The 14,390-nt window shown below is 43.6% G+C and carries 14 protein-coding genes and 2 pseudogenes; 15 read left to right on the top strand and 1 reads right to left on the bottom strand.

Features of this window, described 5'->3' with window-relative positions:
- The 15 genes and pseudogenes from WG89_RS29575 to WG89_RS20585 all read left to right on the top strand — a co-directional run.
- Positions 1–197 (top strand): transposase (locus tag WG89_RS29575; protein WP_172806878.1); only part of this gene is annotated, 197 nt, incomplete at its 5' end.
- Positions 198–257: 60 nt separating this feature from the next.
- Positions 258–2,594 (top strand): annotated as a pseudogene (locus tag WG89_RS20650) (M14 family zinc carboxypeptidase); the annotation flags it as partial.
- A 210-nt stretch (positions 2,595–2,804) separates the two neighbouring features.
- Entirely contained in the window at positions 2,805–3,419 is a 615-nt protein-coding gene (locus WG89_RS20645; protein ID WP_062269355.1) for an outer membrane beta-barrel protein, read from the top strand.
- Between the two features lie 507 nt (positions 3,420–3,926).
- Positions 3,927–4,529: a GDSL-type esterase/lipase family protein gene (locus tag WG89_RS20640; RefSeq protein WP_062269361.1), complete on the top strand. Its 603-nt coding sequence runs from the start codon at positions 3,927–3,929 to the stop codon at positions 4,527–4,529.
- An 18-nt stretch (positions 4,530–4,547) separates the two neighbouring features.
- Positions 4,548–5,096: a nucleotidyltransferase family protein gene (locus WG89_RS20635; RefSeq protein ID WP_062269353.1), complete on the top strand. Its 549-nt coding sequence runs from the start codon at positions 4,548–4,550 to the stop codon at positions 5,094–5,096.
- Positions 5,097–5,165: 69 nt separating this feature from the next.
- A complete protein-coding gene (locus WG89_RS20630) occupies positions 5,166–5,852 on the top strand; it encodes an SDR family oxidoreductase (protein WP_062269359.1) in 687 nt (228 codons plus the stop codon).
- Positions 5,853–5,965: 113 nt separating this feature from the next.
- Positions 5,966–7,099 (top strand): C15 family peptidase, encoded by a 1,134-nt coding sequence (locus WG89_RS20625; protein ID WP_216638528.1) that lies wholly within the window; start codon positions 5,966–5,968, stop codon positions 7,097–7,099.
- 36 nt (positions 7,100–7,135) lie between these two features.
- Positions 7,136–7,717, top strand: coding sequence for a hypothetical protein (locus WG89_RS20620; protein WP_062269349.1), 582 nt, complete (start codon positions 7,136–7,138; stop codon positions 7,715–7,717).
- Between the two features lie 133 nt (positions 7,718–7,850).
- Positions 7,851–10,454: a DEAD/DEAH box helicase gene (locus WG89_RS20615; protein ID WP_062269347.1), complete on the top strand. Its 2,604-nt coding sequence runs from the start codon at positions 7,851–7,853 to the stop codon at positions 10,452–10,454.
- A 4-nt stretch (positions 10,455–10,458) separates the two neighbouring features.
- On the top strand, positions 10,459–11,037 hold the full coding sequence (locus WG89_RS20610; protein ID WP_062269345.1) for a rhomboid family intramembrane serine protease: 579 nt from the start codon (positions 10,459–10,461) through the stop codon (positions 11,035–11,037).
- A gap of 50 nt (positions 11,038–11,087) precedes the next feature.
- A complete protein-coding gene (locus WG89_RS20605) occupies positions 11,088–11,510 on the top strand; it encodes a hypothetical protein (RefSeq protein ID WP_172806877.1) in 423 nt (140 codons plus the stop codon).
- A 60-nt stretch (positions 11,511–11,570) separates the two neighbouring features.
- Positions 11,571–12,059, top strand: a complete 489-nt coding sequence (locus tag WG89_RS20600) for a tetratricopeptide repeat protein (RefSeq protein ID WP_062269341.1) — start codon at positions 11,571–11,573, stop codon at positions 12,057–12,059.
- A 20-nt stretch (positions 12,060–12,079) separates the two neighbouring features.
- Complete coding sequence (locus WG89_RS20595; protein ID WP_062269339.1) at positions 12,080–12,616, top strand: DUF7691 family protein; 537 nt, start codon at positions 12,080–12,082, stop codon at positions 12,614–12,616.
- The gene (locus WG89_RS20590; protein WP_172806876.1) at positions 12,562–13,617 is read left to right on the top strand and encodes a DUF1444 domain-containing protein; all 1,056 of its coding nucleotides are present in this window, start codon (positions 12,562–12,564) and stop codon (positions 13,615–13,617) included. The genes WG89_RS20595 and WG89_RS20590 overlap by 55 nt, the downstream gene beginning before the upstream one ends.
- A 77-nt stretch (positions 13,618–13,694) precedes the next feature.
- Complete coding sequence (locus WG89_RS20585; RefSeq protein WP_062269335.1) at positions 13,695–14,015, top strand: heavy metal-binding domain-containing protein; 321 nt, start codon at positions 13,695–13,697, stop codon at positions 14,013–14,015.
- Positions 14,016–14,172: 157 nt separating this feature from the next.
- Here WG89_RS20585 and WG89_RS20580 read toward each other — a convergent pair.
- Positions 14,173–14,390, bottom strand: a pseudogene (locus tag WG89_RS20580) (IS1595 family transposase); the annotation flags it as partial.

The following is a 14,390-nucleotide window of genomic DNA, read 5'->3' as shown; positions in this document are numbered from 1 at the left end:
TCAAGAAAAACCCTGAAGTTAAGCAAAAGTTATGGGGTGGAGCATTCTGGAGTTCAGGATATTTTATGAATACTGTCGGCCAGCATGGTAATGAAGATGTAATTGCAAATTATGTCAAAAACCAAGGCAATGCGGAGTGCAAGCAGCTACACCGGAAGGAAATAAGTCCGAACCAAATCAGTCTGTTTATGGACTGACCACTCAAGTTGCACTGAGGATACCCCGCAGCTTGCTGCGGGGTAGTTCATTACTCGCGACGTCATTTCTCTTTCTGGCGAAAAAACCGCCGGGATAACGGTGACGGCACCTTTGGTGTGGATCTGAACAGGAACTTTGGTGTTCGTTTCCGCAAGAATACGGATACAAGCTCCGTCGTTTATGGAGGGCCAGAGGCTTTTTCCGAGCCGGAAACCCGAGCCATTAAAGAGTTTGTTGATCATCGACCCAACATTACGGTAGCGCTGGATTACCATTCCCAGGGCAATGTCTTCTTTCCGGCTCATAAGTTCAACCATGAAGAAGAGATTGAGGGCACTGACCTGAACATGCTCTGTGCCAATATGGCTGGAGAGATTCGCAAAGTCACTGGTCGGCAATACGGTATTCATCGTGGCAAACCGCCCTTTAATCTGATTCACGGCAGTGGTCGTGAGTACTATTACAGCAAAGGTATTCTGTCCACGGTGGTGGAAGTAGGAACCCGGAACATTCCGGATTACCTGATGAATATGTCTCAGAGTGTGGATGAGAATATTCCAGCGCTGCTCCATGCTCTTGAATCCGCCATTAACTACTCTCATCATGCGCCGGAACGTGTATCTGCATTGAAAGCGGATGAGATTACTGCACAGCAAGTGACTCTGAGTTGGGAGCATGACTGTGACTCGGATGTCTACTTTGAAATCTATCGCAATGAAGGCCCAAAGCAGCCTTGTACTGAGCAGAACTGCATTGCTGTGACCGGTAAAAAAACCTGCACTGATGTCCAGCTGAAGAGTGGGCAGCGATGCTATTACACCGTTCGAGCTGTAGACCGGGTGACAGGTATTAAATCTCCCTTTACCCCGATGTTGAAAGTCCGGACTTTGTTGAACAAGGATGAATACTTCTACACAGTGTTCCCGGCTAAAAAAGAGGTCGGCTATGTGGGAGAGAGAACACTTGCTCAGAACAGCAGTCATTTTGGCCATAATTCGTTGTTTGTAGGCGTCAATCGCAAGAAAGGTTGCTGCTATGGTGTAGTGGCTTTTAATCTGGAAAATCTGCCTAAAGACACTGAAATCAAAAAAGCGGCGTTTTCCCTCTATCCCATGAACCGGGTCAACGCCAAGATTGAAAAGTTTGGTGAATGGTCGGTTTCTATTCTGGATGCCACTGAGATCAGTGATTTGACCAGTTACGATCAGATTGCCAATGCTTCGGTGTTGCAGACTCTGGGGGATGCCATTGAATCAGACAGTCTAACTCAAGGAATCTGGACCGACTGGGACTTTTCCGCCATCGAGAGACGTCTGGTACAGCAACAGGTTGAGCAGGGCCGACTGGTATTGAGGATTGAAGGGCCGGATCAGTTACCCCTGGGTCATGATTCCCAGATGATGCAGTTTGATATTGGTTATGGCCGTTTTGGTGGCGGTATCCATTATCGTCCAAGTCTGGAGATGATCTACACCCGCTCCAGTCAGCAGCTTCATCTTGAGCCTTCCAGTATCCACACTATTGATAAAGAAACGGTCATACCGGGTACTTTGAAATCCGGCTTTGATAATGAAGGTGACAAAGTTTATGGGCACCTGGCGTTTAACCTGAAAGGGTTGCCTGATCCGGAAAAAACCGTCATTACCTCTGCCTGTATTAAACTGCGAGCCAAGAATCAGCTGAAAACCCGGAAGGATATTCGTTTCACCATTGAATTGGCCGAGCTGGAAGAACTGGATTTTGAAAGTGTCCAGAACCGGCAGCAGATTGAATATCTGGGTTATGAAGTCAGTAATGGTCAGCTGCGTGAAAACCCAAGCCATCATTTCATGTTCGACAGCTATTGCCGCAATATTCTGGAAGAGTTACATGGTCGTGAACAGCCTGTTTACCTTATTGTCAGGCCAACGACACCTTCACAGGAACGCAATGCAGTGATTGACTGGTACAGTGAAGGCGATGCTTACCAGGCCGAGTTGGTCATTGAGTACATTGAGCGTCGTAAGAAGCCGGTTGCTCCTCCCTCTGATTTAACGGCGGTTGTCGAGAAGGGAAGGGTGAAGCTGACCTGGAAGAATCCTGATGACCCGGATTTTGTTGGGTGTTATGTCGTGCGCAATCGCTTCCAGCCACCTCGCTCACCTCTGGATGGTGTGAAGCTCTACGGGGGTAAGGATGAGTACACCTATGACGACTTTGGTAATGCCAATATTCCTAAATACTACACCGTCTTCAGCTATGACAACGTGCCAAACTTCTCGTCACCAACATCAGTGATGTTCAGTGTGGATGAGGTGATTCCAGTTGAGGAAGAGGAGTTTGAAACCCAGGAAGAGGAAGAGCACCGCCTCAGTGGGCTGGAACGTTCCGAGCTGACTGTTGAGCCTATTGATTAACTGTTGGGCAGAGAGAGTGGCACTCAAATGTCAGTCGATGCAGGTAAGTATTTATACTATGTGGCAGTCGTTTAATGTGATAGGTTCCACGCCGAATGGAATGGCTCAAATATCCTGTGTAAGAAAAGAAGTTGCATGGTATTTGAGCTTGTATAACGAATAAAAGGGAGCCTGTAAGGGATTGCAGGCGCAGTATGTGGAAGGTCCGAAATGAAAAAACAGTTGAGTGTTCTTGCGATAGCTATGTCAGTTGTTTCAAGTATTAATGCTTCTGAAAACTATAACTATTCCAATCTGCAACTGAGCGGCAGCATTGATTACATAGAAGTTCTGGATAAAAAAGTAGATGCAAAGACTATAGGCGTGAAAGGACAGTATGAGTTTGATACTGTTCCTGTGGTTCTGATGGCTGCCGCTACTAATGGAAGTGTTGATGATGATGAACTTATAAGTGGGGCAGAGTGGAATACTGCTTCCTATATGGCGGGTGTTTCATACGCATTTTCTGTAACAGAACAGCTTGATATTCTGCCTGGTATTGCTATAGCAAGGGTGGAAAATGAGCTTAAAAACGGATCTTTTAAAGATGAAGTTAAGATGACGGCTTATCATGCCTCACTGGATGCTCGTTATCATCTCGAAGGTGGTCTTTGGCTTAATGCCGGGGTTAACCGAACCTCTTACAACAAAGATAATGTAGACAGTAAAACCGGTTACCAGGTGGGTGCAGAGTATCAGGTTGATGATGATTGGGGCTTTGGTATTAATCGCTCATGGACAACTGACCAAGGTTCTACAAGCTTATTTGTGAAAATTTTCTTCTGATAAGTCATTAGAAGATTAAAAGATATTCATCAAGCCCTCTTGATCATTGCCTGGTAAAGAGGGCTTTTTTGTTACTTTTTATCCGCAAAATTTATTTATTTTGATTGTAATTATTACCGGGCATGAGCACTGCAGTGTGCAGTTATCAACATGTGAAGTGGGTACGTATTTGTACTGTACGCTGGTCGTTTATCTTGATAGAGTCCGCTTTAAAAGAAAGATGGACCTTGGCTAAAGGGATGAATGCCAGTCTGTGAAAAGTATAAAAAACAGTCAATCCTCGGGCGGTAGCGTGTTTTGCCCTTTCCTCGGGTATTCCCCCCAATAACCATATTACTTAGATACATGAATGAGCGTTGAGAAGTCACGAGGCTGAAGCAGGGAAGGTATTTCAGGGTTGGAATCTGTGTTATTAGCCAAGTCTAAAGAAACTCGATTATCAATAAAGTTTAAGTTTTCCCTGCTATTCACTGTCTACAGATCTGAATATAAAGAGAAATGGATGTTATGAAGTCGTTTAATCTTAAGTCGCTTTTCTTCCTGGTTACTTTTTTTTTGCTCACGGCATGCTCCAGCAGTAACCAGATTTCACTCACGAAAGACAGTGTCATCGTCGCCTTTGGAGACAGTCTGACCCAGGGGGTCGGTACTACAGAAGAAAACAGTTACCCAAGTGTTTTACAACGCGAGCTTGGCGTTCAGGTTATTAATGAAGGTGTATCAGGTGAAACCAGTGCTGAAGGTCTCGCCCGCCTCGAAAGTGTGCTCCAGAAGTACAACCCTGATCTGGTTATCCTATTCTATGGCGGAAATGATGTCTTACAGAAGCTACCACTGGATCAGCTTGAACAAAATCTCGATACCATGATCGGTATGATTCGGTCTTACCAGTCTGAAGTGTTGCTGGTGGGTGTACCAAAGCCTTCATTGCTGCTCTCACCATTACCACTGTACGAGTCGCTGGCAGAGAAACATAAACTGGTGGCTGATCTGGGGACATTGAGTGAACTGCTTGGGAAGCGCTCCATGAAGTCTGACACCGTGCATTTAAATAAAGCAGGTTATGAATCTATGGCGTTGTCTCTTGCTGAGAGAATTGATGTGCAATAAAGATAGCTAGAAGAAAATATGACCGCTGAGATCTCAGAAATTCTGAAACTTTGCCTGGAAGTGCATGAAACATTGAGTGCTTGCAGACACGTGGGTCTCCCTGATTATTATCTGGCTGGTGGAGCAATTACTCAGGTTGTGTGGAATCACAAGTTGGGTTTACCTCTTCTGAATAATGTAAAAGACTTTGATGTTGTTTATTTTGCTCGACATGAGCAGTATCACGAAGCTGAGTTTCAACGCCAAATTGATGTGCTTGTAAATCATGATATACCTGTAGACGTAAAGAATCAGGCTAACGTTCATGAGTGGTATCCCCTGAAGTTTGGTAATGAAATAGAGCCATACTCATCCAGTGAAGAGGGTATTGCCTCATGGCTGCCTGCTTTTGCAGTGGGGGTCAGGCTTGAAGAGGGCGGGCTAAAGGTTTTTGCCCCTTATGGCCTTGAGGATCTGATGAACATGTATATCAGACCCAATAAGACTGTGATGACTGAGCAGAGCTATAGAAACATGACAAAGAGTTTCAAGCACCGTTGGCCTGAAGTCACTATAGAGTCCTGGTAACTGGAATCCTTTGCAATCAGGAGTCGCTTCTTCCATATTAATGTGATTGCCACCAAAGAGAGCCTTACAATGGAAACTGTCTTTATTACCGGTGCGAACAGAGGGATTGGTCTTGAACTGAGCAGGCAGTTTCTGGCTTCGGGCCGAAATGTGATTGCCGCGTGCCGGGACGCGAACCAGGCCACAGAACTGCGTGAGCTGGCTCCTTCACCTCAGTTGGAGTTGGTCGACCTGGAGGTTACTTCTCAAGAATCACTTAGCCAGCTGGCGGCAAAGTTGGACGAAAAAACGATTGATATCGTTATCAATAACGCTGGCGTTTTTGGCCCTTTTGATACCGCAGTCGGGTTCAATGATGTTCAAGGTTGGCTGGACACTTTTTCAGTTAACACGATTGCACCCATGCAGGTAACTTCTGCCTTGTTGCCAAATTTAAAGGCTTCCGACAGACCCAAAGTGATTACTGTGTCCAGTCAAATGGGGTCGCTCCACAGGGAGGAACAGGGTGCTCTGGCTTATAGAACCTCAAAAGCTGCGGTTAATAAGGCCATGCAAATTTTGTCGATGGAGCTTGATGAACACGACATCATAGTTTGCCCTGTTCATCCTGGCTGGGTCCAGACCGATATGGGGGGCAGTGAAGCCGATATAACAGTAGCAGAAAGCGTCAGTGGTTTAATTCAGGTAATAGACTCACTGAAGAAAGAAGATTCTGGCAAGTTCTTGACCTGGAAAGGAGAAGAGCACCCCTGGTAAAATACCGTGCAATGGAGGCATATTACTGAGTGCCTCCGTTGCTGAATTAAAAGCCCGATAATAGAAAAATAATGACGTATAATAACTATAAAAATAGTGCAGTATTTATATTAATGCTTTCCCTGACATCGACGCTATCCGCAAAAGTTACCCCTCTTGATACCACGGTAGAAGAACAGAGAATCATCAAAGCCGAGGGGCATTTCTCCACTGTTGTGAACAGGCTGGATGACTTGAGTCACCAGTTTAAAAATGACTGGCGGACTGCAAAAACCTATGAACAGCTGAAGGCTCAAGCCTACTCACTGGGAAACAAACTCTGGAAAGATGCGAAAATATCCATTCAAAGCAGGGGCGATTTCGATGATCGGTCTCTCTACTGGCAAAGACTGAAAATAACCAGAATCATCCGTACAGACAAAGCTTCTGTTAACTTGTCCTCTCAACAAAGAGAAGCATTATTGCACCTTTTTGAGCAGTCCAGTCGAGGGGCGAACGATCTGGAGTTTATCAAGAACACTGACAAGAAAATTCTGTTAACGGGTTTTGACCCGTTTTTGCTGGATCGCAATATAGATCAGAGTAATCCATCAGGCGTTATAGCCATGATGCTGGATGGCATGGTGATCGAACACAATGGCGTAACGGCCGAGATAAATACCTTTATGGCACCTGTCCGCTACAGCGATTTTGACCAGGGAATGGTGGAAACAGTCCTGTCCCCCTTTTATTTGAACAACAATGTTGACCTGATTACCACTGTTAGCATGGGGCGGAAAAACTTTGATCTGGAACGCTTTCCCGGCAAAAGGAGGAGTGCCAGCGCACCAGACAACAATAATCTGTATTCTGGTGGCGACAAAACATCTCCTGTAATACCAAAGCTGGGAGAGCACTCATTGCCTGGCAATGAGTTTGTTGAGTTCAGTCTTCCCGTCAAAAGCATGCAAAAAAGCAAAGGCTCTTTTGCAGTTAACGACAATCACCAGGTCACAACACTGACTAAATCATTCAAGCCGGTAACGTTTGCCGAGCTGGAGAATGAGGTGGCGGTCTCAGGTTCGGGAGGAGGCTATCTGTCCAATGAGATTTCCTATCGGAGCATTCGTTTGAGAAATCAGTTGAACTCCAGCATTCCTACTGGCCATATCCATACACCCAGAATCAGTCATTATGACAGGGAAACCACAGAGTCTATTGCGAATCAGGTGGTGGACATGCTGAAAAAGTCCCTGACTGATATTTGAAGAACGTAAACACTGACCTAAAGAAAAATAAGACCAATGAAGTTCATAAAACTCTCCTCTTTTCTCGCCGCTACGCTGCTTTCAACTTCTGTTATGGCTATCGACTGCCTCAAAAAGTCTGATAATTACATTGCTCAAGGGGAAGACTATTTCGATGCTGAGGACCATCTAACCTTTTCCAATAAGCAGAAGAAGGAACTGCAGAAACTGCTGAAAGAACTAAAAGGTGAGTGGAAAGGCACATTTTATGAGGTTGACTGCCGTGGGCCGCAAAGTGCTTTAAGAGTCCATGATGTCAATAGCTCGGTTAAAGCTAAAGTAGCGAGTGGGCGTCATGAAACTATAGCCTTCAGGTTGGCGAAAAAAAATAAAAGCACGACAAGAACTGAGTTGGTAGAGCTGTTTAATAAGTACAATCTTTTTGAGTTCAAAAAAAGACAGTCTGAAATTGAGATGGTTGAGAAGTTTTATTCAGGCAGAGCAGGAGGAGGCTCAAATCTGGTAGAAAGGCAGATTACCTTCACCCGTCCTGATAAAAAGACCCTAAAAATAGATGTGACTGGCTATATCAATGGGTACTTCGGTTACAAACACTCCATTGACCTGAAGAAGAGTTGATAGGTTTAGTATTTTTACGGCCATAGTGAGCTTGAATTAATCATAATTTCTTTGATATCTGGAAAGATTGTTGTACGACCAAAAAAAGATAATAGATTACTTTAGACGTTGTTATAGAGCAGACTGCTATGACTTGTCTCTAGCTAACATCGACAAGATCCGTTCTGATCGTCGTATTGCAATGGAAGGCGAAGAAATGCTTGCCGGTGGGCAAGTTTCCTGCCTTCCTCTCTTGGGTCCTAAAGTAGACGCTCTGATTGAGCAAACGGATATTTATAGGAAAGAGAGAAGTCTGATTTATGGCTGTTTGATGATCTCGGGCCAACTGGAGACGGTTTCAGGCTTTTCAAGACAAAGAAGTATCCATTCGCCCCTGCTGTATTTTCCTGCCCGCCTGACCGGAGATGATGAGATCTATCTTGAAATCGATGGGGAAGATCTCATGGTCAACGCTCCATTACTTCGCTTGATTGTCAAGCAAGATATCGAATCGTCAGTAATCGATACTTTTCCAATGATCAGCTGGCCATTGGAAGAAAATGATATATTCAAAATAGGAAAATGGCTGGAACTTCATACGTCATTAAAGGACGTTCTAGAGCTAACACGTTGGCCTTCCATTACCGATAAAAGTAATGAATGTGCACAGTTGCGTATCAGTGTGGCTAGTCATCTTCTGCTTGCAGACCGTTCGAGAGGATCGAGAGGTATTTTGCATGAACTGTCTCTGCTCCAGGAAGTCAGCTCATTTTCTGGCTCAGTCAGTGAAGTATTAGGTCCGGCCAGCTCATCCGAAAAGAGCTCAACATCAAACCCTGAAGTACTGCCTGGTTTCTTGAGCAAACCTCAGGCAAATGCATTATCTAATTCTGCCCGTCATGTGTTAAGTCTGGTTTCCGGTCCTCCTGGTACAGGCAAAAGCTACACCATTGCGGCTATAGCCATTGATCGTATGCTGAATGGGGAATCTGTACTGGTTGTTGCCAAAACTGAGCAGGCTGTCGCCGTTGTAGGTGAAAAACTAAGAGAAGCTTTTGGGCTTGAAGCAGGTTTTGTCTGTGCCAATGATCAAAGTTTTTTGAAATTCATGAAAGAGCATCTGGACTCTTTACTAAAGGAGGGGTTAGCCCAGATACCATCTGTTAAAGAGTCCAGAAGCCGTCTAAGTAAAGCTCAAAAGCAGCTCAAGTCAGGTGAAAAGGCGTTTGCCCGAATGCTTAGAGCTGCCAGATTCTCAGGCTCAGATAGCTCCATTTTGATGAGGTTACTCTCAACAATTTACACTCTGGGCGGGTCTGGGGAGTCAATCTGGTCCAGTCAGTCAGAAGTTGGTCGGTTGCAGGATCAGTTTGAGCATTGCTCTCTGGATCACATCAATGCATATCGACTTGAGAGCCTCAGTCGGCTACTGCAGAAAAATCGTAAAGCGCTCATACATTTTCAGCAGGCTTTAAAAGCGCAAACGTCCAGGAGGCAGGAAGAACGTTTTGAGAAGACTGATTTCGACGTTGTCTTGAAGGCTTTTCCTATCTGGCTCGTACCATTAGATGAAGTTAACAGGGTTTTGCCTTTTGTCAGGGATATGTTTGATCTAGTCGTTATTGATGAGTCATCCCAGTGCGATATTTCAAGTGCTTTACCCATTTTGCAGAGAGCAAAGAGAGCCGTCGTGGTGGGTGACAGAAAGCAGCTGCGGCATGTTTCTTTCCTCTCCAGAGCGGCTCAGGAAAAATTGTGGGTAGCCGCAAGGCTTTCAGGTCAGTTACCCGAGCACTTTGGCTTCAGAGACCAGTCAATAATGGACTTTGTGTCAAATGCAATAAGCTCCCAGAGTGCAGTGACTTTATTGGACGAACATTATCGCAGTAAACCCGAACTGATTGCTTTCAGTAATGCAGAATTTTACTCAAACAAGCTAAAAGTGATGCAGGCAAGGCCAGGAGTAAATAATACCTGCGCATTGCAGTTTATAAGAGTGATGGGTAAACGAACCCCTGCGGGTAGAAATAATGTGGAAAAAGAAGCTGTGTTGACCCATCTACGAAGACATTGCGAGGAACATTGTGAGCTTAGTGTTAAGCCATCAATAGGCATACTTTCACCTTTCAGAGAGCAGGCTGAGTTTTTGCAGAAAGAGGTAATCAAGTATTTTGATAAAGCAGTTCTACAAGACTTTAAAGTTAGAGTGTCGACTCCATATGGCTTTCAGGGAGAAGAGAGGGATGTCATGCTTCTTTCTATGTCGATCGACAACGAGTCGGTAAGAGCTTCTACATATCTAAATCGTGAAGATGTTTTTAACGTATCAGTGACTCGGGCTAAGGAAAAACAGATTGTTTTCTATTCTATTGATGAAGAAAGACTGTCCTCAGAAAATCTGTTCCGTCGTTATTTAAAGCATTCAGTTAACAGTGCTCCAGAGTCTGATAAAGATTCAGGGCTTTGCGATACGGTGTCAGAGATGAAATCCTGTCTGGAGGAAGCAGGTGCAAATGTCTGGGTGGCTTATGGAATAGCAGGTCAGGACGTTGATCTGGTATGCAAATATGGTGACAAGGTCATAGGCGTTGATCTCATAGGTTACTCAGGAGAGTTTGAGGAGTACTTTTCACTGCATACCTACAAAACCTTATATCGTGCTGGCCTGGATGTTATACCATTGCCATTCAACGAATGGCAGAAGAATAGAGAGGAATGTATGAACGTTATTGAAAAAAGACTGGGAATAAAGAGATAGCTTCATGAGCTTTAAGCGAGTAAAAATCCCACTAAAATCACAGCTGAAAATTGTCGCTGTGGCTTGTTTGATCCTTTCAGTACTGGAAGTCATTAATATTGTTACTGGTCGCAGCCTGAACAGTTACGGTCTGATTCCCAGGGATACTGCCACAGGCTGGATTGGCATCTTTACCTCGCCATTTCTTCACGGGAGCCTGCTGCACTTTTTCTCTAACATAGTGCCTTTTGCCATATTCTCTGTTCTGGTGCTTCAGCATGGATTGCTTCGCTACATAGTAGTCACAGTCGTCTGTATCTTGTTATCCGGAGCACTGGTCTGGGGATTGGGTCGACCAGGTGTACATGTGGGAGCCAGCGGGCTGATTTATGGCTACTTTGGTTTCCTGCTGCTGGCAGGTATTTTCAGTCGTGAGATCAAATTGATACTGATTTCGATATTCGTGGGGATTTCTTACGGAGGATTAATCTTTGGTGTATTGCCAGGCGTGCCTTATATCTCCTGGGAGAGCCATTTGTTTGGGCTGCTTGCGGGTTTTCTTTGTGCCTGGTTATGGGCGCATGAGAAGAAAAAGAAGAAGTGAATACTAAGATTCTGCCTCTGATGACAAAAAGGAGTGCAGTCTGGGCTTTCATGCTCATTATAGTCTTAGTGTTCTCTGTTTTCTTTGGTGCCTGTTTCGGAGTCTCCATTGACAGAATGCTAAATTCAGGACTTCTACATCATTATGATTACGCAATCTGGCGAGAGCTTGAAAAGAATAATCATAAGTTTATCGACTTCAAGAATCTGGGGAATGACCAGTGGACCCGGATCTGTTTTCTGGGGCCTTACAACCCGGAATCAGAAGAACTACTGGGGTTTAGCTGGAATATTGAAGAGTTTACCGAAGTCCTTTCGAGTGACAGTCATAATGTGATTATTTATGCCACTGAAGAGGAGGTGATTGATTTTTCAATTCACCGACGCTCTTACGGTGATTTCTCTGCGTTGTCTGGGCAGTGCCTGGACAGGCTCAATTCAACAGTCGTTTTTCCCATCGATAGAATCCAATAATAAAGAAAATAAACGATCAGATCCCTTCATGAGAAGGATCAAGGACGATCAGGTGTAACTATGACAGCAATGATTGATCAGGCCATTGTGCTCAGAAAGCAGGGTGCCTTTGATCAGGCTATTACTCTTCTGCAGGAAGCCTCTCAGGTCAGTAATGATTTTGGCAGAGCCATGCTTCATATCGTATGGTGCCATGATGCTCAAGGTGAAGAGCGAGAAGCCATTCCATTTTATAAAAAAGCGCTGGAGGGAAGGCTGCCAAAAACAGAGCGCTTCGATTGTCTATTGGGATTAGCAAGCAGTCTGCGTTGTCTCGGCTGCTATGAAGAGGCTGACAGTTTTGTTCGCATAGCAAAAAATGAGTATCCTGATAATGAAGAGCTTTTGCCCTTTTATGCCATGAATCTCTATAACCTGGGAAAAGGTAGTGATGCCGTATCTATTCTATTGAAGTTGCTGGTGAGTTCTACCAGCTCTGAAAGTATCAAGGCGTATAAAGAAGCTATTGAGCTTTATGCCTCGGACTTAGAAAAAACTGGTTATGATTGACTGATGAGGAAGAGAAGTAAATGGGTTATGGACTAATGCCTTATAAAGTTAAAATTGACAATGTGATCTCTTTGATAGGATCTAGAGATAAAGTCTATATAAAAGGATTCTTAAATTACTACTATGAACGAATTATTGATATTGATCGCCAGCTTCATTCAGATAAAAACTCAATAGATGTTGCAATATCTACATTAACCGATCCTGACTATAGGGATGAGCAAATCTATAAGCAAAGTTATGTAATAGAGCTTATTGTCTCTTCAATAGGTGAACTTTTACCTAATCATTGCTGGAGCCCTTGTAGTTTTCCAGAATTTTTATATTTTGATCCCGCTATAAGGAGAGATACACAGGATGCATACGATCAAGGCATTGTACGTGGAGATGATTTTCCGGGTGTATTTGTTATTCGTTACCAGAATGCAAGGTCTGTTATAGAGCGTATTTCTGTTTTAAAGGATGACAGTATAGATGAAGAACAAAAAGAACAATTTTCAGGTTGGCTGAATCAGGCCATCGACTCAGAAGAAGATATCGTAATTTATCATTACTAATTGCTATGGCTCATACACTAATTATTGGATTGGTTGCACTTTTTTACCTCTATATTAAGAGAAAAATAAAGAAAAAGCCTTTTTTTCCTTTGGCTATTAAAAAGTGCTTATATGGTTATAAATTAAGGTTTAAGTTAAAGAAACTTGGACATAAATTTGCTTTTTCAAATATGGAGTATTTTTATAGTGACAATATAGATGGATCTCCAGTTTACTTGTACATAATTAAAAGTGGTAGGAAGAACTACACAGTCAATATAAACTCAAATATAAATAGAGCCTTGTCGGCAAACTTCGAAACTGCATGCATTGAGTTGCTTAAAACGCTAGATAAAGTGATATCGTCTCAAGAATTAGGTTTGAAGATAATTCCTAAGATTGTTAGAAATGAGAAATTGCATAAACTTGACTTTACTAAAAGTAACAAGTTCTGGTCTGTCTTTTTAAGGGATCGAGAACAGTATTTTATACCTGAAGGAGAACCTGTAGGTACTAAAGAAACAACAATGATTGTAGATGCTTTTACAGAAAATTTATCAGTAATATATGTTATTCCTGATCCTCAGGGTTTTTCCGAAATGGAAGTGCTTTCATACATTGACCTACAGCGTCTGAACATCAATAGAGATGAACTTGAGGCTATTGCTCTGAATAGCTTGGTAGATTATACACTTCAGGAAAACTTTAAAATTCATCCTTTGAGTGAAACTCAGAACTTTCTGGCGTTTTCTGTGGATCAGACGTTTGAGTCCTCAATGCTACTAAATCCTACGATTCAGGGGTATGTGAAGAGAGCATTTGGCAACAGTTTTTCTGCATATATCCCTAACCATGAAGTCCTGATGTTTTCTAAAGAGAGGACCGAAGGAGAGAGTAGTGCATATGAATGTGCAAAAGAGTTTATAGATCATGAAAAGTTCCATCCACTTTTTGGGCGTGAATTGCGCTTTGAAGATGGAGTTTGGAGTGAAGGTGACCGTATAGTCGATAAATATCTCTGACTTTGTTTTAGAACTTAAAGTGTTTAATCTTTGGTAAACCATTCTCTCAGTCAATGTAGAAATTTTTAGGAGCTATCATGCTAAAAACCACCACCTCCTCAGTAGACGGCCGGGAAATTTCCGATTATCTGGACATCGTCGTGGGTGAAGCTATCCTGGGTGCAAACGTTTTCAAGGACTTTTTTGCGGGTATTCGCGATATCGTTGGTGGACGCTCAGGGGCCTATGAAAAAGAGATGGGCAAAGCCCGCAAGATTGCTTTTGCCGAGATGGAAGAGCAGGCCAGAGAGCTGGGAGCCGATGGAATTGTGGGTATTGATATCGACTATGAAGTAGTGGGTAAAGAAGGGGGGATGATGATGGTCAGCGTCAGTGGTACTGCGGTTAAATTTAAATGAACTGCTTTTGTTGAACCTTATCAGACCATTCTTTGTGCAGTTGTCGTATCACGTCTAACCTCTGAGTACCGGTTTCTTGCCCGCAACTCTCAGAGGTTGATGCGATGACAGCCATTGATATCGGTATTCAGGAAGGCTCTTAATGGATTCCGGGGAGTTATCCAAACAACACTCCCAGAAGACCGGTTAGAGCTGCTTTCCCGCGCTTCTTGATATTGTGCAGGCACTCGAAGAAACCCAAATACAGCGGTAACTTCTCTTGTGATATACCCCGATGAGGACGCAACCAGGAACGCAACAGCGACCAGAACCCCTCCATTGTATTCACATGAATCTCATGAAAACCGTCGCCGTCCTCATCTCGTGCATATTCAC

Origin of the sequence: Endozoicomonas arenosclerae, from assembly GCF_001562015.1 — a bacterium.
GTDB lineage: Bacteria > Pseudomonadota > Gammaproteobacteria > Pseudomonadales > Endozoicomonadaceae > Endozoicomonas_A > Endozoicomonas_A arenosclerae.
Note: the sequence above shows the minus strand (reverse complement) of the source record. Positions and strands in the feature narration are given on the sequence as shown.

Coding starts and splice junctions, on each gene's coding strand:
- WG89_RS20645 (WP_062269355.1), top strand. CDS start 2,805: ATGAAAAAACAGTTGAGTGTTCTTGCGATAGCTATGTCAGTTGTTTCA.
- WG89_RS20640 (WP_062269361.1), top strand. CDS start 3,927: ATGAAGTCGTTTAATCTTAAGTCGCTTTTCTTCCTGGTTACTTTTTTT.
- WG89_RS20635 (WP_062269353.1), top strand. CDS start 4,548: ATGACCGCTGAGATCTCAGAAATTCTGAAACTTTGCCTGGAAGTGCAT.
- WG89_RS20630 (WP_062269359.1), top strand. CDS start 5,166: ATGGAAACTGTCTTTATTACCGGTGCGAACAGAGGGATTGGTCTTGAA.
- WG89_RS20625 (WP_216638528.1), top strand. CDS start 5,966: ATGCTTTCCCTGACATCGACGCTATCCGCAAAAGTTACCCCTCTTGAT.
- WG89_RS20620 (WP_062269349.1), top strand. CDS start 7,136: ATGAAGTTCATAAAACTCTCCTCTTTTCTCGCCGCTACGCTGCTTTCA.
- WG89_RS20610 (WP_062269345.1), top strand. CDS start 10,459: ATGAGCTTTAAGCGAGTAAAAATCCCACTAAAATCACAGCTGAAAATT.
- WG89_RS20605 (WP_172806877.1), top strand. CDS start 11,088: ATGCTCATTATAGTCTTAGTGTTCTCTGTTTTCTTTGGTGCCTGTTTC.
- WG89_RS20600 (WP_062269341.1), top strand. CDS start 11,571: ATGACAGCAATGATTGATCAGGCCATTGTGCTCAGAAAGCAGGGTGCC.
- WG89_RS20595 (WP_062269339.1), top strand. CDS start 12,080: ATGGGTTATGGACTAATGCCTTATAAAGTTAAAATTGACAATGTGATC.
- WG89_RS20585 (WP_062269335.1), top strand. CDS start 13,695: ATGCTAAAAACCACCACCTCCTCAGTAGACGGCCGGGAAATTTCCGAT.